The organism is Methylobacterium sp. Ger2507 (assembly GCF_055231875.1).
Genome location: NZ_JBUYVC010000001.1, coordinates 1,330,410 through 1,349,868, shown reverse-complemented (window position 1 = coordinate 1,349,868; position 19,459 = coordinate 1,330,410). Strand labels below are relative to the sequence as shown.

Genomic DNA, 19,459 nt, shown 5'->3' with positions numbered 1-19,459 from the left:
CATCGACCGGATGCGAGCGACCCTCGATGTCGGGTTAGGCGAGGTCTTCGAGAATGTCGGAGACCAACATGCCTAACCGTCGGCTCGTCGTCGACCACCAGCATGGTCTCGTCCTCGTTGTCATTCCGCGGCCAAGGGCATCGTGTGCCCCTCGACGGGTTCCGGCTGCATGTCGGATCTCGGCAGTCCCCATCCCTTCACCAGCCCGTATACCGCCGGGATCACGACGAGGGTCAGGACGGTCGACGACACCATGCCGCCGATCATCGGCACCGCGATGCGCTGCATGACCTCGGAGCCCGAGCCGGTGCTCCACAGGATGGGCAACAGCCCGGCTATGATGGCGACCACGGTCATCATCTTGGGCCGCACCCGCTCGACCGCGCCGACCATGATCGCCCGCCTCAGGTCATTTCGCGATAGGGCGCGCCCATCCCGCTCGCACTCCGTCCGGATCTCGGCCAGCGCATGGTCGAGGTAGACCAGCATGATCACCCCGGTCTCGGCGGCGACCCCGGCGAGCGCGATGAAGCCCACGGCCACGGCGACCGATAGGTTGAAGCCCAACCACCACATCAGCCAGACGCCGCCCACCAGTGCGAAGGGCAGCGACAGCATCACGATGAGGGTTTCAGTCAGCCGGCGAAAGTTGAGGTAGAGCAGCAGGAACACGGTCAGGAGGGTCAGGGGCACCACGATCTTGAGCCGGGCCGTGGCGCGGTCGAGGTACTCGACCTGCCCGCTCCACTGGAGGGTGGTCCCGGGTGGCAGGCTCACCTCGCCGGTAACAGCCGCCCGTGCATCGGCCACGTAGCCGCCAAGGTCCCGTCCCGAGACATCGACGTAGATGAAGACCGCGAGTTGCCCGTTCTCGGTCCGGATCTGGGTCGGCCCCCGGGTCAGTGCCACCTTGGCGACTTCGCCCAAGGGGACCGTGCCTCCGCCCGCGATGGGCACCTGCACCTCGGTCGCGATGGATTGTGGGCTCGACCGGAAGGCGCGCGGGTAGCGCACGTTGACGGTGTAGCGCTCGCGGCCCTCGACCGTGTTGGTGACGCTCTCGCCGCCGAGCGCCATGGCGATCACGTCCTGCACGTCCCCGACCGATAGGCCGTAGCGGCCCAGAACCTCCCGGTCGGGCGTGATGTCGAGGAAGTACCCGCCCTGGACGCGCTCGGCATAGGCGCTCGACGTGCCCGGCACCGCCTTCACCACCGCCTCGACCCGGCGGGCGACCTTCTCCATCTCGGCGAGGTCGGTTCCGAGCACCTTGATGCCGACGGGGGTCCGGATGCCGGTGGCGAGCATGTCGATGCGGGCGCGGATCGGCTGGGTCCAGGCATTGGAGACACCGGGGAACTGGAGCGCGGCATCCATCTCGGCTTTGAGGCTCGCCAGCGTCACGCCCGGGCGCCACTCCGCCTTCGGCTTCAGGTTGACGATGGTCTCGAACATCTCGGAGGGCGCCGGGTCCGTCGCGGTCGCGGCCCGTCCGGCCTTGCCGTAGACGGACAGGACTTCCGGGAAGCTCTTCAGGATGGTGTCCTGTCTCCCTAAAAGCTCGCCGGCCTTGGTCACCGAGATGCCCGGCAGGGTGGTCGGCATGTACATCAGGGTGCCCTCGTCGAGATCGGGCATGAACTCGGACCCGAGTTGCAGGGCCGGCCAGACCGAGGCGCCGAGAACGCCCAGCGCGATCAGGATGGTCAGCACCCGCGCCCGCAGGACCCCTGCGATGATGGGACGGTAGAACCAGATCAGGAGCCGGTTCACCGGGTTGCGGTGCTCGGGCACGATGCGGCCGCGCACGAACAGCACCATCAGCGCCGGAACCAGCGTCACCGACAGCACCGCCGCCGCCGCCATCGCGAACGTCTTGGTGAAGGCCAGCGGCCCGAACAGACGCCCTTCCTGGCTTTCCAGGGTGAAGATGGGCAGGAAGCTGACCGTGATGATGAGGAGCGAGAAGAACAGCGAGGGACCGACCTCGGAGGCGGCCTCTATCAGGACCTGGACCCGGGGCTTGCCAGGGTCCGCCCGCTCCAGGTGCTTGTGGGCGTTCTCGATCATGACGATGGCGGCGTCGATCATGGCGCCGACCGCGATGGCGATGCCGCCCAGGCTCATGATGTTGGCGCCCAAGCCCAGCGCCTTCATGCCCGCGAACGCCATTAGGATGCCGACCGGCAGCATCAGGATCGCGACCAGCGCACTGCGGACGTGGAGCAGGAACACGACGCAGACGAGGGCGACGATGGCGCTCTCCTCGATCAGGGTCCCCTTGAGCGTCTCGATGGCCGCCTCGATGAGGTGCGACCGGTCGTAGACAGGCAGGATCTCGGTGCCCTTGGGCAGGCTCGCGGCGACCTCGGCGAGGCGCGCCTTGGCACTCGCGATAACGTCGAGGGCGTTGGCCCCGAAGCGCTGGAGGATGATGCCGCCGGCGACCTCGCCCTCCCCGTTCATCTCGGTGATGCCGCGGCGCTCGTCGGGACCGAGCTCGACCCGGGCGACGTCCTTCACCCGCAGGGGCGTGCCCGCCTCTGTCTTCAGGACGATGCTCTCGATGTCGGCGATGCTCTTGAGGTACCCGCGGCCACGGACGACGAACTCGAACTCGGAGAGCTCGACGGTGCGGCCGCCTACGTCGGCGTTGCTCGCCCGGATCGCGTCCCGGAGCTTCGCCAGGGTGATGCCCTGCGCCCGCAACCGGCTCGGGTCGACGACCACGTTGTACTGTTTGACGAAGCCGCCGACGCCTGCGACCTCGGCCACGCCTTCGGCACGAGAGGCCCCGAAGCGCACGACCCAGTCCTGGAGCGAGCGGAGCTCGGCCAGCGTGCGCTCTTTGGCGACCACGACGTACTGGTAGACCCAGCCGACCCCGGTCGCGTCCGGTCCCAGCGTCGGGGTCACCCCCGCCGGCAGGCGCTTGGCCACGGTGTTTAGGTATTCGAGCACCCGGCTCCGGGCCCAGTATGGGTCGGTGCCGTCCTCGAAGATGACGTAGACGAACGAGACCCCGAAGAACGAGAAGCCGCGCACGACCTTCGACCGGGGCACCGTCAGCATGGCGGTAGTCAGCGGGTAGGTGACCTGGTCCTCGATGACCTGTGGCGCCTGCCCGGGGTACTCGGTGTAGACGATGGTCTGGACGTCCGAGAGGTCCGGGATCGCGTCGAGCGGCAGGGTCCTCAGGGCGTAGAGCCCGGCCCCCACCGCGAACACCGTCCCGATCAACACCAGAACCAGATTCCGGGCCGACCAGCCGATGAGCCGGGCGATCATGGCGCCCTCCCATCGGCCGCCGCCTGCGGACCTGGTTCTACCTTCGGCTCGGAGAGACCCTGCAGCGCCGCCTTGAGGTTGCTCTCGGCGTCGATGAGGAAGTTGGCGGCGGTCACCACCCGGTCGCCTGCCGCGATGCCCTCCCGGACTTCGACGTAGCCGTCGCCGCGGGCACCGAGCTTGACCGGGCGCGGCTCGAAGCGGCCCTCGCCCTTGTCGAGCAGGACGACCTGCCTGGTTCCGGTGTCGATGACGGCGTCGTCGGGGACGGCGACCACGGGCTTGGCGTTCCCGGTCGCGATCTCGACGTCGCCGTACATCCCGGGCCGCAGGTCGCCGTTGAGGTTCGGCAACTCGATGCGCAGGCGGGCCGTCCGGGTCCCCATGGCGAGGTGCGGATAGATCCGCGTCACCGTGCCAGTGAAGGTCCGGTCGGGAAACGTCCGGGCACGCACGGTCGCCGTTTGGCCCTCCGCCACGGACGCCAGGTCGCGTTCGGTCACGTCGACGAGCACCCATACCCGGGTATGGTCGACGAGCTTGAACAGGGTGTCGCCGGACTTGGCGCGCATGCCGTCGGAGACGTTGCGCTCGACCACGACGCCGTCGCGTGGCGCCGACCACGTGATGGTCGCCGGCACTTTTCGGGATCGCTCGATCTCGTCGATGGCCTCGGGCGGGATGCCGAGGTTCTCCAGTCGGCGCCGGGCGCCCTCGTAGCCGATGCCGGTGAGGTACTGCGCGGCGGCCGCGTTCATCTCGGGCGAGAACAGGCGCATGAGCGGCTGGCCCTTGTGGACGTGGTCGCCGGTGGTGACGGCCTCGACCTTCTCAATGAAGGCGTCGGTGCGCATCGCGATGACCGAGATCCGGCGCTCGTCCTCCTCGATGGTTCCAGGAGCCCGCACCGGCATGGATAGGACGCGCCGTGCAGCGACCTCCGTCCGGACGCCGGTTCGCTGGACCTTGCCGGGCGAGAGGGTCACGGTGCCGTCGTCGGTGTCCTCGCCCTCGTAGACGGGGAGGTAGTCCATCCCCATCGAGTCCTTTTTCGGAATCGGCGAAGTGTCCGGAAGGCCCATCGGGTTGCGGTAGAAGCGCACCTTGCGGGCGCTCGCGGGCGTCTTGGCCTGAGCCATGGCCATGTCGCCGTGGCCGGCGTCAGGCATGGCTTCCGCCTCTTCGGGTTCGTCGAAGCGCACGTCCTCGCTGGCGTGGACGGCGCGGTAGTCGCGACCGTCCGCCGTCTGTTTGGGTTCGGAGGCGTAGTCCGGCTTCCCGTCCGGGTCTCGGTAGTAGACCACCGAACCCGTCGCCTTGATCGGAGCCTGCGCGGGCATCGGGGAGGCCGGCCGTGCACCCGGCAGCCAATGGGCGAACCCGGTCCGCGCCTGCTGGACGAGCGCCGGCACGGGGCTGCCCTCATGCCCCGCGCCATAGCCCAGCCCCCCCGCCGCGAGCGCGGCGAGGGTCCCGGCCAGCCATGCCGTCCGGCTCACTTGGTGGCCTTGAACACCAGCTTGTTCTCGACGGTGCCGGTCTCGCCTTGGACCTTGGCCCCGAGCGAGAGGCGCCAGCCGCCGGCCATCGTCAGCTTCGCCTTGAACCGGTAGAGGCCCGGCTCCGGCGAGGGCAGTTGCTCGATCTTGGAGGTCATCTCCTCCATGCTGTCGGGCGCCATATCGATGCGCTTGGCGAAGATGACGGCGTTCGGCACGGGCTTGGACGTGCGCTTGTCGACGAGGCGGACGTCGAGGATGGCCTCGCCCTGCTTGGCTTCGTCCTTCACCAGCTGGAACTCGTAGTCCTTGGTGTCGGCCCGGGCCGCGGCGGTGAGGGCGAGGCCGAGCAGCGCAACCGTGAGGGCGCGCGAAAACGATGTCTTGGTCACGATGTGGGGTCTCCTGAACGCGATGGATGGCCACGCGCGGACGCGCGTCACCGTGCCGGCGCAGGCGCCGACGGCATCGGGTTCAGGCTCGGGGAGGCTCGGAGGGTGGCCCTTGCGAGACGCTGTCGAAGGAGGCGGTGACGGCCCACGCAGTCCCCTCGACGACGGCGACGCGTCCCGGCAACCCTAAGGCGCCGGGCAGGCCGGTGGCGACCTTCGCCAGGCAGAGTGCCATCAGGGGGCAGCCCTTCGAGCAGTCGGGCATGTCCGGCCGCTCCTTGGGGCAGCACGGCATCTCGTCCATGGCCATCCCGGCCATGTCGTCCATGGCCTCGTCGGGCATCGCCATGGCGTGGCCCTGAGCGGCCATCGGCGCATGCATGCCCGCGGCGGCCGCGGATGCGGTCACCGGCGCAAGGGCGAGGCTGAGGACCGCAAGGAGCGGAAGCAGCCGCCGAAGGGCGAGCCAGAAGGTCACGGACGGACGATGCCACATCGCGGAGCGGTGAGGAAGGGAGGTGACTACCGGACGCGCCAGAGGGATACGGCGAGCGCGACGTTCGCGAGGGCGAGCACGGTCAAGAGGGCGTAGGTCGCATCGGCGCCCGCCTGCGTCAGCACGACCGCCCCGAGGGAGGGCGCAAGCGCCTGCGCCACCAGCCCCGGACGGGCGAGCCGGCCAACGAGCGGGGCGTAGCGCTCGGGACCGAACAGCGCGAGGGGCACCGTCCCGCGGGCGATGGAATAGATCCCGTTGCCGGCGCCGTAGAGGACCAGCGACAGCCCCACCACGGGCAGACCAGCCGCCAGCATCGCGACCCCGATGGCGACGAGGACCATCGCCGCGGTGAGGGTCCATAGAGGGTGATGCCGGCCCTTCCCGGCCATCTCGACGATGCGCGCCCCCACCTGTGACGGGCCGATCAGCGCGCCGTATGCGACGGCCGAGGTCAGCGCCACGCCACGGGCCTGGAGAAGGGTAATGAGGTGCACCGAGACCATGGCCATTACGGTGCCGCCGAGGGTCAGGACCCCCGCCATGAGGAGGAAGGCACGCCGCTCGCGTGCATCGAGCCGGACGGCCGAGACCGGGCCCTCGGAACGTGCTGGCCCGTGGGCAGGGGGGTGCGGGATGACGAGCAGGACGAGGGGAAGCGTGACCGCCAGGTGCAGCCCGGCATAGGCGAGGCAGGTGCCGCGCCAGCCTACCCGTTCGATCAGGAAGGCCGAGAGCGGCCAGCACACCGTGCTGGCGAAGCCGCCCCACAGGGTCAGGGTCGTGATGGCGGGTCTTGCCTCGGCGCCGTAGAGCCGACCAAGCGTGGCAAAGGCCGGATCGTACAGGCCGGTGCCCATGCCGAGCCCGACGAGGAGCCAGCCCACCAGGTAGGTCGGCAGGTTCGGCGCGAGGCCGAGGACGCCGAGGCCCAAGGCAAGGACCACGGCCGCGAAGGCCAGAACGGGCCTACCGCCGTGCTCCCCGATGAACGCTCCGACCCGTGGCGAGACCAAGCCCGCGACGAGGAGGCCGAGGGACAGGCCGCCGATGACCCAACCCAGGGGCCATCCCGTGTCCTTCGACATCGGGGTGGCCAGCACCGACAACAGGTAGAACGAGGAGCCCCAGGTCAGGATCTGGACGACGCCTAGGGCCGAGATCACGGGCCAGCGGCGCACCGGGGTCATCGGTCCGCTACCGGGCCCCAAGAACGGGTAGCCACACTGCAAGGGCAGCCAGGGTGACGAGCAGCACCGGAGGGGTGATCACGAGGCCGACCCGCATGTACTGACCCCAGGTGATGCGCTGGCCCTTGATGTCGAGGACGTGCAGCCAGAGCAGGGTCGCCAAACTCCCGATGGGCGTGAACTTCGGGCCGAGGTCGCAGCCGATGACGTTGGCATAGACCATGAGCTCCCGGGTCAGTGGCGAGAGGTCCGGGGCCTGCTGGATTGAGAGCGCGCCCACCAGCACGCTCGGCATGTTGTTCATCACCGAGGACAGGATCGCGGCGGCGACCCCCGTGCCGATGGTGGCCACTAACGGACCGAAGCCCGAGAGCCAGACGAGGCCCTGCGCCAGGTAGTCGGTCAGGCCGGCGTTCTTCAGCCCGTAGACGACGAGGTACATGCCGAGGCTGAACAGCACGATCTGCCAGGGCGCGCCGGCGAGGACCTTACGGATGGTGATGACGCGGCTCCGGTTGGCAAGCGCCAGCAGGACCACGGCGCCGGCGCAGGTCACGACCGAGACCGGCACGCCGAACGGTGCCGTCACGAAGTAGGCGATCAGCAGCAGCCCAAGGAGCGGGAAGGCCGCCTTGAAGACCAGCGGGTCCTTGATCGCGTGGCGCGGCGCTTCGAGCTCGGCCACCGGGTACGTGGCCGGCAAGTCGTGCCGGTAGAACAGCCAAAGCACCACCAGGGTCGCGGCCAGCGAGACGAGGTTCACCGGCACCATCACGGCAGCGTAGCGGCTGAAGGTGATGTCGAAGAAGTTTGCGCTGACGATGTTGACGAGATTGGAGATGACCAGGGGCAGGCTGGTCGAATCTGCGACGAACCCGCAGGCGACGATGAAGGCCAGCGCGGCAGCCGGCTTGAAGTCGAGGCGCAGCAGGATGGCCAGCACGATGGGGGTGAGCAGCAGGGCCGCGCCGTCATTGGCGAACACCGCCGCGATGGCGGCCCCGAGCAGGATCACCAGCGGGAACAGCAGGCGCCCCTGTCCGCCGCCCCAGCGAGCGATGTGGAGCGCCGCCCAGTGGAAGAAGCCGGCCTCGTCGAGCAGCAGCGATATGATGATCAGCGCCACGAAGGTGAAGGTGGCGTCCCAGACGATGTGCCAGACCACCGGGATGTCGCCCACGTGGATGACCCCGGTGGCGAGCGCCACGGCGGCCCCGATGAGGGCGCTCCACCCGATGCCGAACCCCTTCGGCTGCCAAATGACGAAGACGAGGGTGACCACGAAGATGGCGAGCGCGAGCATCGGGACCGTTTCTTGTTCTTGACGGGTGGCGGTTCAGGCGGTGGCGACGCGGCGCCCGTGCTCGTCGACGACGCGCTCGCCATCCTCCTTCACGAACTCGCCCCGCTGGGCCGGGAGGAGGTCGAGGACCGCCTCGGAGGGGCGGCACAGGGCAACACCTAGAGGGGTGACGACCAAGGGGCGGTTCAGCAGGATTGGATGTTCGGCAATGGCATCCAGAAGCTGATCGTCCGTCAGGCTCTCGTCCGAAAGGCCGAGCTCCGCGTAGGGCGTACCCTTCTCACGGAGCAGATCACGGACCTTCACGCCCGCCCGCTCGGCAAGCTGGCGCACCAGGATCCGGTTTGGGGGCGTCTTCAGGTACTCGACCACGTGCGGCTCGATGCCGGCGTTGCGGATGAGGGCCAGGGTGTTGCGGGACGTGCCGCAATCCGGGTTGTGGTAGATCACGACGTCCATCAGGCGGTCTCCGTGCAACATGCGGCGAGGGCAGCGACAGCCGGGGCGCAGACCTCGGGGCGTCCCTGGCAGCAGTCGCGCATCAGGAACTGGATGAGCTCGGACAGGTCCGGGTAGGCGGCGCTGTAGATGATCGAGCGCCCCTCCCGCCGGGACGTGACCAGCCCGGAATGCGAGAGCTCCTTCAGGTGGAACGACAGGTTGGTGCCCGACACGCCGACCGCCTCGGCCAGCATGCCGGCCGCCATGCCGTCAGGACCGGCGGTGACGAGCTGGCGCACGATGCGTAGGCGGTGCACCTGGCCAAGGGCCGCGAAAGCGGCGACGGCTTGCCGTTCGTCCATCATGATGTCAATATCTCAAACATCGTTGAAACATAGAGGAACGAAGCGTCTTGGACAAGCCCCACCAGCTCTTCGCCGATGGCCTGCCGAACCTCAGCGAGGGGCACTTCACAGTCCCGACGCCCGCCGCCCTGCAAATGGAAGCGCCGTTCACCCACGCCCCACGCTTCCTGATCCTATACGGCTCGCTCCGAGAGCGTTCTTTCAGCCGCTTCCTGGCCTACGAGGCGGCCCGCCTGCTGGAGGCGATGGGGGGCGAGGTGCGGATCTACGACGCGCACGGCCTGCCATTGCCGGACGACACGACTGCCGACCACCCCAAGGTTCAGGAGCTCAGGGAGTTCTCGATTTGGTCGGAGGGGCATGTCTGGGTCAGTCCCGAGCGCCACGGCAACATGACCGGGGTCATCAAGAGCCAGATCGACTGGCTGCCTCTGTCAGAGGGCTCTGTGCGTCCGACGCAAGGTCGAACCCTGGCCGTGATGCAGGTTTCGGGCGGCTCGCAGTCATTCAACGCCGTCAACAATCTGCGCATCCTTGGGCGCTGGATGCGGATGATCACCATCCCCAACCAGTCCTCGGTGCCCATGGCCTACAAGGAGTTCGATGACAGCGGTCGGATGAAGCCGGGTCCACTCTACGACCGGGTGGTGGATGTCTGTGAGGAGCTGGTCAAGTTCACCCTGCTCACTCGCGGGCGGGCCGACTATCTCGTGGACCGCTATTCCGAACGGAAGGAGCGCGAGCCTGAGCGCCTGAAGGCCGTGGCAGCCGACATCAAATTCGTGAGGCGGACTTCCTAATCTGCCGGGATACAGCCAGGCTCGCGGTTCCGTGACATGTGAACCTCCCACTAAGCTGGCCCCAGTGATAAACAGACCTACATACCATAGAACCTCGACACCTAGGCACTACGTGAGCATAGAGCGCAGGAAATCAGACCGATTTATTATCAAAAATTGAGGGCATATATTGGGATCACTGGATTTTGATAAGCTTTAACGAGGACGCGTCACTGCCCACTACTCAAGTATTTAGTGTCTCGCCTTCGGCCTTCTAATCTCGACCGGTAACGGGTTTCGCTCGACCTGACCCACACCTCGCTCCATTGGCGACACGTCCATCAATTGACCCTCAATCCTTCGCTACTTATGATACAATTCAGACACCGCGGCAAAGGTCTATGATGAAAAATATTCGTATTAGCACCTCACCTCCGAGTAATCATGAATTTGATGCAGATCATGAAAGCAGTTATTATTGCGACCTTCATCAAGCAGAAACGTGGCTCGAACTTGAAATAATCTCCTCAAACAAATCTATTGAAATATTCCCGGGGTTAGATAAAGTTGAGGCAGTATTTATTACTACGCAATATCTTTTCGATGAAAGACACAAGGAAATCGGCGATATTTTCCAATACATGAGTGAAGATGAGGAGCTTATGTATTATGGGATTGATCACGCTGGAAATGGGAGAATTGAACCTGCCGTAAATGAGGCAGCATGGCATATCGCGAACGCAGGCGAGCCCCTTCCAGACAATCATCGACTAACTCGAATCTCCACTACAAAACGAGCGTGGTAAAAATTATTATTGATTTTTGCTAACATAAAAACATATATATCCAATAATACTACGTCGTTGTACCCTCTATTATACCGAAATTGATGTAATAAATTAATAATCTATTGTCAGTGCTATTAAGTCTGAGATTTCCTCTCGGGAGAACACAAGACTACCTAAACCGGCACTGTTCGCCAACCTAGCGACAGGAGAGATCCTTTGTTGTTTGAGAGATGTAAGTAGCGCATTTAGTAGCGCACCCTTGTCGATCAGCTTATCATATGGAAGTCCGGTCTTCCAAAAATCCTGCATCGGCATCATGCTCCGCGAGAGCTTCGTGATGAATGGTGCATTGGATACGGCTGCGCTTTCGAGTGCGACGACATCTTGAAGCTTTACGTAAGGTCGCTCAGAATAAGACCACCTCGCTCTTGGAAGCACGCCGTCAGGGATCTCGATCAGCATCGCAAAGATGTTTGGCCGAATTCCGAGCCTACGTCTCGCCTCGGAATAAAGCAGGCATGCTTCGAATTCTTTCCGGATGCGGCCGACATCGTGATTATGCAACGCGGTCGGTAGTGCCCTTGCTTCGGGGTCGACCAATTCCCGATAAAGTTTGATCAGGATGTGCCGATCTATTCCAATTTCGCGCTGAGTTTGATGCTTATCGGCGAAGTCAACGTTTTCGTAGCCTGCGCCCAGAAGCTTCGTGGTCGCAGTGACGGGAAGATGCGTTCGCGCAAAGCGGCGGACGAGAGCTAGCAAGGGTCCGTGGCCAAGATCGTCGTTCCCTTTAAGCAACGAGTGTAGCGGATCGAGGAAGGTGTTTATTTGGTCTCGCCCTTTGTCGAACGGCGCTCTTACAGCCATCGCGCTCTCGATTGCCAAGTCGTCCTGCAAGGCGAAGCCGAAGCCGATGCTAGCCAGGGTGGCCATCGGCTTCTCTTCAGGTCTTTGAAGGCCGGCGAGGGCCAGAACGGCTGGGGCCAGAGACACGAAACGCAGGGGGTCGAGCAGTGGAACCGGTGGATGCGGGCGGCCAAGGAGGCGTGAAATATAATATTTGTCCCATTCCCATAGCCGTTCATCTGCCGCTTGGGTTTCCGAGATCAAGTCCTTTCCGCACAAGCAGATGCCTCGTCCGCTATCGATAATAGTGCAGCCGCAGTCGGTGCAGCCGTCAACGAGCGCATTCCCATGTTTTGGGCAACGTTCGATCACCCGAAGGTCCCACCAGCTACGTCGATGGATACCGGTGTTGGAATGTGAAACGAACCTGTCTTCCTCCACGCACCGAGGACACGCACGGATGCTGGACTGCCACTCCTGGTTCCTGAAGGCGGTGGAGCGGAAGGTGGTGAGTTCGCCCCTGCGTTCAAACGTTGCTGCCGCAAGCTGTTGTTGGTCAACGCCGGCGAGTTCGGCAATGGTCGGTGTCATCTTTCCCGCCTTGATCGCAGACCAATTGAGACCGAGTTCCGCCGCGAACTTGCTCGGCCTCGGCTGTCCCATCGCCGTTCCCAAGCGCCGGAACAGGTCGTAGGCCGGCTCGTCAGCGAGGTGCCTAACGCGCACTGGCAAAGATGCTGCCGAGGACAAGTCAGAAATGCCTGTTTACAAACAGCTCCTATAGGTAATAATTATAGTTAATATTCTGTTTCGCATGGACGAAGCAATTTTTGCGGCATGTTTATTTCGAAATGCGTACCCCATGCGGCAGCTTATTTGCGGATTTGCGGTGTTTTCTTTTTATAGACTGAAAATATTGCTTCTTTAAAACAAGCACTTAGCGAAAATTGTGCGGCAGGCTTTTACAGCCCTTACATACGCCGAGGCCGCCTACGACATGATCCAGTTCGGCCTGCGCCTCGGGCACCGCCCGCGCGGCCTCGTCACCACCACGCCCCGGCCGATCCCGCTGCTGCGGCGAATCCTGACGGATTCGCGGACGGTGGTCAGCCGGGCGCGCACCGCCGACAACGCCGCCAACCTCGCGCCGTCCTTCCTCGACGCGGTGGTGGGGCGCTACGCCGGCACCCGCCTCGGGCGCCAGGAACTCGACGGCGAGCTGATCGAGGACCGGGCCGATGCCCTGTGGACCCGCGACGGCCTCGAGGCCCACCGGGTCCCGCGGGCGCCGGGGGATTTGCGCCGCATCGTCGTGGCAATCGACCCGCCGGCCTCCTCTCGGGCCGGGGCCGATGCCTGCGGGATCGTCGCGGCCGGGCTCGACGCCGCCGGCCACGCCTACGTGCTCGCCGACGCCACCCTCGCCCGGGCGGCGCCGGAAGCCTGGGCCTCGGCGGCCCTGGCGCTCTACCATCGGCTCTCCGCCGACGGCCTCGTGGTCGAGGTCAACCAGGGGGGCGAGATGGCGATCGCCGTCCTGGCCCAGGTCGATGCCGCCGTGCCGGTGACGGCCGTGCGGGCCACGCGGGGCAAGTACCTGCGGGCCGAGCCGGTCTCGGTGCTGTACGCGCAGGGACGCGTCCACCATGTCGGCGCCCTGCCGGACCTGGAGGACGAACTCTGCGATTTCGGCCCGGACGGCCTCTCCTCCGGGGCCTCGCCCGACCGCCTCGACGCCCTGGTCTGGGCGCTGACGCACCTGCTGCTGCGGAGCGCGCCGGAGCCGCGCATCCGGCGGCTCTGACACCCGACCGACTCTCATCGCTTCCGCGAGGCCCCGATGGCGAACCTCCTCTCCCGGCTCGTGCGCCGCGCCGCGCCCGACACCAAGGCGGCCCCCGTGCCGGGCCTCGGCGTCGCCTTCTACGGCGAGGGTCGGCCCTCGTGGACGCCGCGCGACATCGGGGCGCTGGCCCGCGAGGGGTTCCAGCGCAACGCCATCGTCCACCGGGCGGTGCGGCTGGTCGCCGAGGCCGCCGCGAGCCTGCCGCTCGGACGGGTGGGCGAAAGCGCCGCCGGACCCCATCCGCTGGAGACGCTGCTGGCCCGGCCGAACCCGCGCCAGGGCGGGGCGGGACTGCTCGAAGCGCTGTACGGACACCTGATGGTCTCCGGCAACGCCTACCTCCAGGCGACGGGCCTCGACGGCGTGCCGCGCGAGCTGCACGCGCTCCGGCCCGACCGGATGCGGGTGGTGCCCGGCCCCGCCGGCTGGCCGGTGGCCTACGATTACGCGGTCGGCGGGCGCATTCTGCGCTTCGACCAGGTGACGGAGGGCGTGGCCCCGATCCTCCATCTCACCCTGTTCCACCCGACCGACGACCATTACGGCCTCTCGCCGATGGAGGCGGCGGCGGTGGCCCTCGACATCCACAACGCGGCCGGCGCCTGGAACAAGGCGCTCCTCGACAACGCGGCGCGGCCCTCCGGCGCGCTGGTGTTCGCCACCGCCGCCGGCTCGACCCTGAGCGACGCGCAGTTCAGCCGGCTCAAGGGCGAGCTGGAGGCCAATTACCAGGGCGCCGGCAATGCCGGGCGGCCGCTGCTGCTGGAGGGCGGGCTCGATTGGAAGCCCCTGGCGCTCTCGCCCAAGGACATGGATTTCGTGGAGGCCAAGAGCGGCGCGGCCCGCGAGATCGCCCTGGCCTTCGGCGTGCCGCCCCTGCTGCTCGGCCTGCCCGGCGACAACACCCTGGCGAATTACGCCGAAGCCAACCGCGCCTTCTACCGCCAGACCGTGATCCCCCTGGTGCGCCGCACCGCCGAGGCTCTGGCCCATTGGCTCGCACCCGCCTTCGGCCCCATCCGCCTGGAACCGGACCTCGACGCCATCGAGGCCCTGGCGCCCGAGCGCGAGAGCCTGTGGCGCCGGGTCCAGGCGGCGGATTTCCTGACCGAGGCGGAAAAGCGCGAGGCGGTGGGCTATGGGCCAGCGCCCGTCGGCTGAGCGAGATCGGTGCGCGAGAAGTCGTCGCCCTTGAACAGGAGCGTCGCACCATGCGCCCGCGCGCAGGCATAGGCATGGCAGTCGCCCATGTTCAGGGCCGCCGGATGCCGACCCTTGCCGAAGCGGGCATAGGCGTCGATGGCGAGATCGAACTCCCGCTCGCCCAGGGGCACGAAGCGGATCGCGCCGGCATCGAGGTAGAGGCGCACATGCGCGCGGGCCGCCTCGACCGTGAAGGCGTAGCTTCGGACCAGACCCGCCACCGTCTCCCAGATCGAGAGGGCGGAACACAGCCGGTCCCGGTCGCTCTCGAGCCGGTCGCTCAAGGCATCGGCGTCCGGCTCCCCGGCGATGATGGCGATCAGGGCCGAGGCATCGACGAAGATCGTCACGCGCCGCTCAGGTCGTCGAAGAACGCCTTGTCGGCCGCTTCCCCGGTCGGCGCGGGCAGAGGGTTCCGGGCGCGCAGGGCCGCGAAGCGTTCGCGCAATGGTACGACCGGGGTGAGCCGGGCCAGCTCGGCCGCGACCGCCCGGTGGACCGCCTCGGATTTCGTCACCCCGGCGGCCTCGGCCAGCTTGGCCACCAGGGCCGCGGTGCGGTCGTCCTTGATGTAGAGCGGCACGCGCACCTCCGGGATATCCTGACACGAGCGAGGATATCCGGCTTCGGCCGGGCTGTCACCAGACCTTCTCAGCGGAGCCCCCCATGGACGGCCACTTCACCGGCTATGCCAGCTTGTTCGGCGTGCCCGATCTCGGGCGCGATGTGGTGGCGCCCGGCGCCTTCGCGCAGAGCCTCGCGGCGCGTAGCGTCGCCGGCGTCCGCATGCTGTGGCAGCACGATCCGGCCGAGCCGGTCGGGCGCTGGCTCAGCCTGCGGGAGGATGCCCGGGGCCTGCGCGTCGCCGGCCAGCTCAACCTCGCGGTCCAGCGCGCCCGGGAACTCGACGCCCTGCTGCGCGACGGTTCGCTCGACGGGCTCTCGATCGGGTTTCGCACGCTGCGCGCCCGGCCCGAGCGCGGCGGCAACCGCCGGCTCGAGGCGATCGACCTGTGGGAGATCTCGCTGGTGACCTTCCCGCTCCAGGCCGGCGCACGGATCACCGCGCCGGCCCAGGCCGCTGCCACGCCAAATCAGGCCGCTGCCACGCCAAATCAGGCTGCCGCGGCTCGCATCCGGGCGGGCGTCGCCCTGGCCAACGACATCCGGGCCCTGGCCCACCGCATGGCGCCGCACCGGCGCGCGGCTTCTCCCTCCACCCGGCCCGGGCCTCGGCCCGGCGCCATCCTGCCCGCCCGCTCAGCGAGGTTCGCATGACCGTTCAGATTCCCGGCCAGATTTCCGGCCACCCCCAGCGTCCGGCACCCGAGGTGAAAGGCCTGCTGCCGCCCCTGGAGGACAAGGCCGCCACCACCGCCGACCCGGCGGTGGGCACCGCGCTGACCGACCTCTCCCGCGCCTTCGAGGCCTTCAAGGAGACCAACGACGCCCGTCTGGCCGAACTCGAGGGCCGCGCCCCCGGCGACGTCCTCACCGAGGAGAAGCTCGCCCGCATCGACGCCGCCCTCGACACGGCCCGCACCCGCCTCGACCGGCTCACCCTCGACCACCGCCGCCCGCCCCTGGGCGGCGGCGCGGCGGCTCCGCGCGACGTGGCCAGCATCGAGCACAAGGCGGCCTTCGACCTTTACGTCCGGGCCGGCGAGAGCGGCGGCCTCAAGCGCCTGGAGGCGAAGGCCCTCTCGGCCGGCTCCGGCCCGGATGGCGGCTACCTCGTGCCGGCCGAGGTCGAGCGCATGGTGCTGACCCGGCTCTCCAACCTGTCGCCGATCCGGGCGCTGGCCACCGTGCGGGTCATCTCGTCGGGCCAGTACAAGCGCGCAGTCTCGGTGCGGGATGCCGTCTCGGGCTGGGTTGCCGAGACCGCGCCCCGGCCGCAGACCGACACCCCGGTCCTGTCCGAGCTGAGCTTCCCCGCCATGGAACTCTACGCCATGCCGGCGGCGACCCAGACGCTGCTCGACGACGCCATCGTCGACATCGACGCCTGGCTCGCCGACGAGGTCGAGACCGCCTTCGCCGAGCAGGAGAGCACCGCCTTCGTCACCGGCAACGGCGTCAGCCGCCCGCGCGGCTTCCTCAGCTACGAGACGGTGGCCAACACCGCCTGGCTGCCGGGCAAGCTCGGGACGGTGTCGACGGGCGTCGCCGGCGCCTTCCCGGCGGCGAACCCGTCGGACGTGCTGTTCGACCTCGTCTATGCCCTGCGCGCCGGCTACCGGCAGAACGCCACCTTCGTGATGAACCGGCGCGTGCAGGCCACGATCCGCAAGTTCAAGGATCAGGACGGCAACTACCTGTGGCAGCCGCCGCTGGCGGCCGGGGCCGCCGCGACCCTGCTGGGCTTCCCCGTCTCGGAGGCCGAGGCGATGCCGAACGCCGCCGCCGGCAGCCTCTCGGTGGCGTTCGGCGATTTCCGCCGCGGCTACCTCGTGGTCGACCGGGCCGGCCTGCGGGTGCTGCGCGACCCCTACTCGGCCAAGCCTTACGTGCTGTTCTACACCACCAAGCGCGTCGGCGGCGGCGTGCAGGACTTCGACGCGCTCAAGCTCCTGGCCTTCGCGGCCTGACACCGGCGCCCCGGGCCGTCCGGCCCGGGGACTCCTTGCGGCTCCTGGGGCTCCTGGAGCTGCGTGGGCGACACGGCCCTGGTCTTGATGAAACGGAAACGCTGTCGCGCGATCGTCAGACCAGGATGTGGATACACTCGGGCGCGGCAGGAAATTCAAGACGCACGCGGGCGCTTAAACAGTTCCGGGGCGCTCCCGCCGGCCGGAGACCTGTCGTCGCGGCGGCGCCCGCGCTCGAAGGGGGCACCATGGACCAGACCAACCGCCGCATGTTTCTCGGCGCGCTCGCGGCCGGAGGCAGCCTGGCCGCCGGCGGGGCACGGGCGGTGGAGGACGGCCATGCGTCGGGAGCCGACGTGGCCCCCGATTCCACCTTCCTGCGCACGATCCCGCGTAAAGCCGGCACCGCGCCCGCCTTCACGGCCTCCCTCGACGGCGGACCGATCAAGGCGACCTCGGGCGGCTGGGCGCGGGAGATCACCACGCACCAGCTTCCCATCGCCACCGGGATCGCGGGCGCCCACATCTTCCTCAATGCGGGCGGCGTGCGCGAGATGCATTGGCACGCCTCGGCCGAGTGGGGCTACATCATCGCCGGCCATTGCCAGGCGACGGTGATCGACGAGGCCGGCGAGATGGAGGTCGTCAACTTCGGACCCGGCGACACCTGGTACTTCCCGGGCGGCCACGCGCACGCGATCCAGACCCTCGGGACCGAGCCGTGCCATGCCATCCTGGCCTTCGACGACGGCCTCTTCGGCGAGCACGGGACCTTCGGGCTGACCGACTGGATGAGCCGGATCGACCCCACCCTCCTACGCGGCACCCTCAATGTGCCGGAGGCGACGCTGGCGGCCCTGCCGGGCGGCGAGACCTACATCATCCAGGGGCCGGTCGTACCCCGCGACAGCGTGGCCGCGCGGGCCGAGCGTCTCCTGCCGCCGGCGCGCAGCCATCGCTTCGCGCTGGCCGATGCCGCTGCATGCGCCGAGGGCGCCGGCTCGGCGATGCGGGTGGCGCCCGCCAGCGCCTTCCCGGTCTCGTCGGGGATGACCGGCTTTCTGGTGCGCCTCGCGCCGGGCGCGGTGCACGCCCCTCACTGGCACACGCGCGCGAACGAGTGGCACTACGTGGTGCGGGGCCGGACGCGCGTCACGCTGTTCGCGCAGGACAAGCACATGGGCGTGGCCGAGCTTGGGCCGGGCGACTGCGCCTACCTGCCCCGCGCCTGCGGACATTCGGTGGAGAACATCGGTGCCGAGACCGCCGAAATCGTCGGCGTGCACGACAGCGGCCTCTTCGACGAAACTCTGCTGGCGACCTGGCTGGCCCGGGTGCCGCGCCCGATGCTCGCCGCCAATCTCGGCGTCCGTGAACAGGTGGTTGCCGGGTTCCCGTCGGTGGCCCAGACCTTCAGCCGACCGGTGAAGGACCGCACCTGAGACCCGCATGACGGGGTGGCGTCGACGCCTGACTGGGGTCGCGCCGGCGCAGACCGGATCAGCGCCGGCCGGGCTTGGCCATCCAGTCCGAGCGGGTGGCGCCGATCGAGGCGCCGGAGGGCATGCGGGCGAACTCGGCGGCGCGCTGGCTGATCCAGCCCGCATGCTCGCCCGTGGGGGTCACGGCGGTGAAGCCGCCGCAGGCGGTGCGGGCCTTGCGGTCCTGGCGCATGGCGCCGCTCGACCAGCTCACCACCCCGACGATCTGGTAGCCGCCGGGGACGGCGCGCAGGATCGGTCCGCCGGAATCGCCGAGGCAGGCGCCGGCCCCCGCCGTCTCGGCCATGCGGCGGCGGTCGGTGACCACCGTGACCCGGTTGGCGACCTGAAGCGAGCCGATCGAGACGAGATGGGCCTGGCGCAGGGTGCGGGCGGTGTTGCGCCGGTTCTCCGCGACGACGCCGAAGCCGGCGATGTCGACGGCGTCGCCGGTGTTGATGGCGCCGCCGCGCGGGTCGAGGGGCAGGAAGTCGTCGCTCAGGGGTTCGGCCAGCTTGATCAGTGCGAGGTCGATTCCCGGCTGGTCCTCCGGCGTGGTGCCGGGCACGAAATCCGGGTGCATGGAGGCCGCGATGGCGTTGATGCGGCGTGAGCGGAAGGCCCGGTCGACCGCCACCACGCTGTAGCCGGCCTGGTGCATCACGCAATGGGCGGCGGTGAGCACGAGGTCGCGGGCGATCAGGGTGCCCGAGCAGATCTCGCCCTGGGTGCTCTCGATCCGCACCACCGAGGCGCGCAGCCCGTTGGGATCGCGCGAGACCTCGCCGTTGATCACCGCCGAGGCCGGCGTCCCGAGGGCCGCCAGCACGAGCGCGGCCCCGGCCAGGGACGCCGCCGTGCGGCCCGTTCCGAAGGAGGCGGCTTGGATAAGAGCGGCTTGGATGAGGGCAGACGGGCGCGGCGCGGTCGGCAACATCGTGTCTCTCCCGC

General features: G+C 67.8%; 18 protein-coding genes and 1 pseudogene. 7 read left to right on the top strand and 12 right to left on the bottom strand.

Features of this window, described 5'->3' with window-relative positions; all coding sequences use genetic code 11:
* Positions 1–120: 120 nt before the first annotated feature.
* The 8 genes from ACV7NL_RS06245 to ACV7NL_RS06210 all read right to left on the bottom strand — a co-directional run bounded on the left by ACV7NL_RS06245 (position 121) and on the right by ACV7NL_RS06210 (position 8,974).
* Positions 121–3,288 carry an efflux RND transporter permease subunit gene (locus ACV7NL_RS06245; protein ID WP_018044307.1) on the bottom strand — a complete coding sequence of 1,056 codons (3,168 nt, stop codon included), beginning with the start codon at positions 3,286–3,288 and terminating at the stop codon, positions 121–123.
* On the bottom strand, positions 3,285–4,787 hold the full coding sequence (locus tag ACV7NL_RS06240; RefSeq protein WP_018044308.1) for an efflux RND transporter periplasmic adaptor subunit: 1,503 nt from the start codon (positions 4,785–4,787) through the stop codon (positions 3,285–3,287). Before ACV7NL_RS06240 ends, ACV7NL_RS06245 begins: the two co-directional genes overlap by 4 nt.
* Positions 4,784–5,179, bottom strand: coding sequence for a FixH family protein (locus tag ACV7NL_RS06235; RefSeq protein WP_018044309.1), 396 nt, complete (start codon positions 5,177–5,179; stop codon positions 4,784–4,786). Before ACV7NL_RS06235 ends, ACV7NL_RS06240 begins: the two co-directional genes overlap by 4 nt.
* Before the next feature lie 82 nt (positions 5,180–5,261).
* Complete coding sequence (locus ACV7NL_RS06230) at positions 5,262–5,657, bottom strand: hypothetical protein (RefSeq protein WP_018044310.1); 396 nt, start codon at positions 5,655–5,657, stop codon at positions 5,262–5,264.
* Between the two features lie 44 nt (positions 5,658–5,701).
* Positions 5,702–6,865 (bottom strand): MFS transporter, encoded by a 1,164-nt coding sequence (locus ACV7NL_RS06225; RefSeq protein WP_056172881.1) that lies wholly within the window; start codon positions 6,863–6,865, stop codon positions 5,702–5,704.
* 7 nt (positions 6,866–6,872) lie between these two features.
* Positions 6,873–8,168 (bottom strand): arsenic transporter, encoded by a 1,296-nt coding sequence (locus tag ACV7NL_RS06220; protein WP_056172876.1) that lies wholly within the window; start codon positions 8,166–8,168, stop codon positions 6,873–6,875.
* 33 nt (positions 8,169–8,201) lie between these two features.
* Positions 8,202–8,627: an arsenate reductase (glutaredoxin) gene (arsC, locus tag ACV7NL_RS06215; protein WP_056172874.1), complete on the bottom strand. Its 426-nt coding sequence runs from the start codon at positions 8,625–8,627 to the stop codon at positions 8,202–8,204.
* Entirely contained in the window at positions 8,627–8,974 is a 348-nt protein-coding gene (locus ACV7NL_RS06210; protein WP_056172871.1) for an ArsR/SmtB family transcription factor, read from the bottom strand. Before ACV7NL_RS06210 ends, arsC begins: the two co-directional genes overlap by 1 nt.
* 47 nt (positions 8,975–9,021) lie before the next feature.
* On the opposite strand from ACV7NL_RS06210, the gene arsH reads away from it, so the two are divergent.
* Both arsH and ACV7NL_RS06200 read left to right on the top strand, forming a co-directional pair.
* Positions 9,022–9,774 carry an arsenical resistance protein ArsH gene (gene arsH, locus ACV7NL_RS06205; protein ID WP_056172868.1) on the top strand — a complete coding sequence of 251 codons (753 nt, stop codon included), beginning with the start codon at positions 9,022–9,024 and terminating at the stop codon, positions 9,772–9,774.
* 380 nt (positions 9,775–10,154) lie between these two features.
* On the top strand, positions 10,155–10,559 hold the full coding sequence (locus ACV7NL_RS06200) for a hypothetical protein (protein WP_156630141.1): 405 nt from the start codon (positions 10,155–10,157) through the stop codon (positions 10,557–10,559).
* Positions 10,560–10,652: 93 nt separating this feature from the next.
* Here ACV7NL_RS06200 and ACV7NL_RS06195 read toward each other — a convergent pair whose 3' ends face one another.
* A complete protein-coding gene (locus ACV7NL_RS06195) occupies positions 10,653–12,113 on the bottom strand; it encodes a TniQ family protein (RefSeq protein WP_244473818.1) in 1,461 nt (486 codons plus the stop codon).
* Positions 12,114–12,366: 253 nt separating this feature from the next.
* Between ACV7NL_RS06195 and ACV7NL_RS06190 the strand changes: the two are divergent.
* Positions 12,367–13,191 (top strand): annotated as a pseudogene (locus ACV7NL_RS06190) (phage terminase large subunit family protein); the annotation flags it as partial.
* Between the two features lie 36 nt (positions 13,192–13,227).
* Positions 13,228–14,394: a phage portal protein gene (locus tag ACV7NL_RS06185; protein ID WP_463355209.1), complete on the top strand. Its 1,167-nt coding sequence runs from the start codon at positions 13,228–13,230 to the stop codon at positions 14,392–14,394.
* Here ACV7NL_RS06185 and ACV7NL_RS06180 read toward each other — a convergent pair.
* Positions 14,370–14,786, bottom strand: coding sequence for a type II toxin-antitoxin system VapC family toxin (locus ACV7NL_RS06180; protein WP_463355208.1), 417 nt, complete (start codon positions 14,784–14,786; stop codon positions 14,370–14,372). The two genes, ACV7NL_RS06185 and ACV7NL_RS06180, sit on opposite strands and share 25 nt — an antisense overlap.
* Positions 14,783–15,025, bottom strand: a complete 243-nt coding sequence (locus tag ACV7NL_RS06175; protein WP_463355207.1) for a type II toxin-antitoxin system VapB family antitoxin — start codon at positions 15,023–15,025, stop codon at positions 14,783–14,785. The genes ACV7NL_RS06180 and ACV7NL_RS06175 overlap by 4 nt, the downstream gene beginning before the upstream one ends.
* Before the next feature lie 77 nt (positions 15,026–15,102).
* Between ACV7NL_RS06175 and ACV7NL_RS06170 the strand changes: the two genes are divergently transcribed.
* The 3 genes from ACV7NL_RS06170 to ACV7NL_RS06160 all read left to right on the top strand — a co-directional run bounded on the left by ACV7NL_RS06170 (position 15,103) and on the right by ACV7NL_RS06160 (position 18,469).
* On the top strand, positions 15,103–15,714 hold the full coding sequence (locus tag ACV7NL_RS06170) for an HK97 family phage prohead protease (RefSeq protein WP_463355206.1): 612 nt from the start codon (positions 15,103–15,105) through the stop codon (positions 15,712–15,714).
* Positions 15,711–17,027 carry a phage major capsid protein gene (locus ACV7NL_RS06165; RefSeq protein ID WP_463355205.1) on the top strand — a complete coding sequence of 439 codons (1,317 nt, stop codon included), beginning with the start codon at positions 15,711–15,713 and terminating at the stop codon, positions 17,025–17,027. The genes ACV7NL_RS06170 and ACV7NL_RS06165 overlap by 4 nt, the downstream gene beginning before the upstream one ends.
* A 248-nt stretch (positions 17,028–17,275) precedes the next feature.
* Positions 17,276–18,469, top strand: a complete 1,194-nt coding sequence (locus ACV7NL_RS06160; protein ID WP_463355204.1) for a cupin domain-containing protein — start codon at positions 17,276–17,278, stop codon at positions 18,467–18,469.
* Positions 18,470–18,527: 58 nt separating this feature from the next.
* Here the strand turns inward: ACV7NL_RS06160 and ACV7NL_RS06155 are convergent, their stop codons facing one another.
* Complete coding sequence (locus ACV7NL_RS06155; RefSeq protein ID WP_082507658.1) at positions 18,528–19,445, bottom strand: S1 family peptidase; 918 nt, start codon at positions 19,443–19,445, stop codon at positions 18,528–18,530.
* Positions 19,446–19,459: the final 14 nt, after the last annotated feature.

Excerpts from the sequence above, each read along its gene's own strand:
- ACV7NL_RS06245 (WP_018044307.1), bottom strand. The coding sequence starts at position 3,288 with ATGATCGCCCGGCTCATCGGCTGGTCGGCCCGGAATCTGGTTCTGGTG.
- ACV7NL_RS06225 (WP_056172881.1), bottom strand. The coding sequence starts at position 6,865 with ATGACCCCGGTGCGCCGCTGGCCCGTGATCTCGGCCCTAGGCGTCGTC.
- ACV7NL_RS06220 (WP_056172876.1), bottom strand. The coding sequence starts at position 8,168 with ATGCTCGCGCTCGCCATCTTCGTGGTCACCCTCGTCTTCGTCATTTGG.
- arsC (WP_056172874.1), bottom strand. The coding sequence starts at position 8,627 with ATGGACGTCGTGATCTACCACAACCCGGATTGCGGCACGTCCCGCAAC.
- ACV7NL_RS06210 (WP_056172871.1), bottom strand. The coding sequence starts at position 8,974 with ATGATGGACGAACGGCAAGCCGTCGCCGCTTTCGCGGCCCTTGGCCAG.
- ACV7NL_RS06200 (WP_156630141.1), top strand. The coding sequence starts at position 10,155 with ATGATGAAAAATATTCGTATTAGCACCTCACCTCCGAGTAATCATGAA.
- ACV7NL_RS06185 (WP_463355209.1), top strand. The coding sequence starts at position 13,228 with ATGGCGAACCTCCTCTCCCGGCTCGTGCGCCGCGCCGCGCCCGACACC.
- ACV7NL_RS06170 (WP_463355206.1), top strand. The coding sequence starts at position 15,103 with ATGGACGGCCACTTCACCGGCTATGCCAGCTTGTTCGGCGTGCCCGAT.
- ACV7NL_RS06165 (WP_463355205.1), top strand. The coding sequence starts at position 15,711 with ATGACCGTTCAGATTCCCGGCCAGATTTCCGGCCACCCCCAGCGTCCG.
- ACV7NL_RS06160 (WP_463355204.1), top strand. The coding sequence starts at position 17,276 with ATGGACCAGACCAACCGCCGCATGTTTCTCGGCGCGCTCGCGGCCGGA.
- ACV7NL_RS06155 (WP_082507658.1), bottom strand. The coding sequence starts at position 19,445 with ATGTTGCCGACCGCGCCGCGCCCGTCTGCCCTCATCCAAGCCGCTCTT.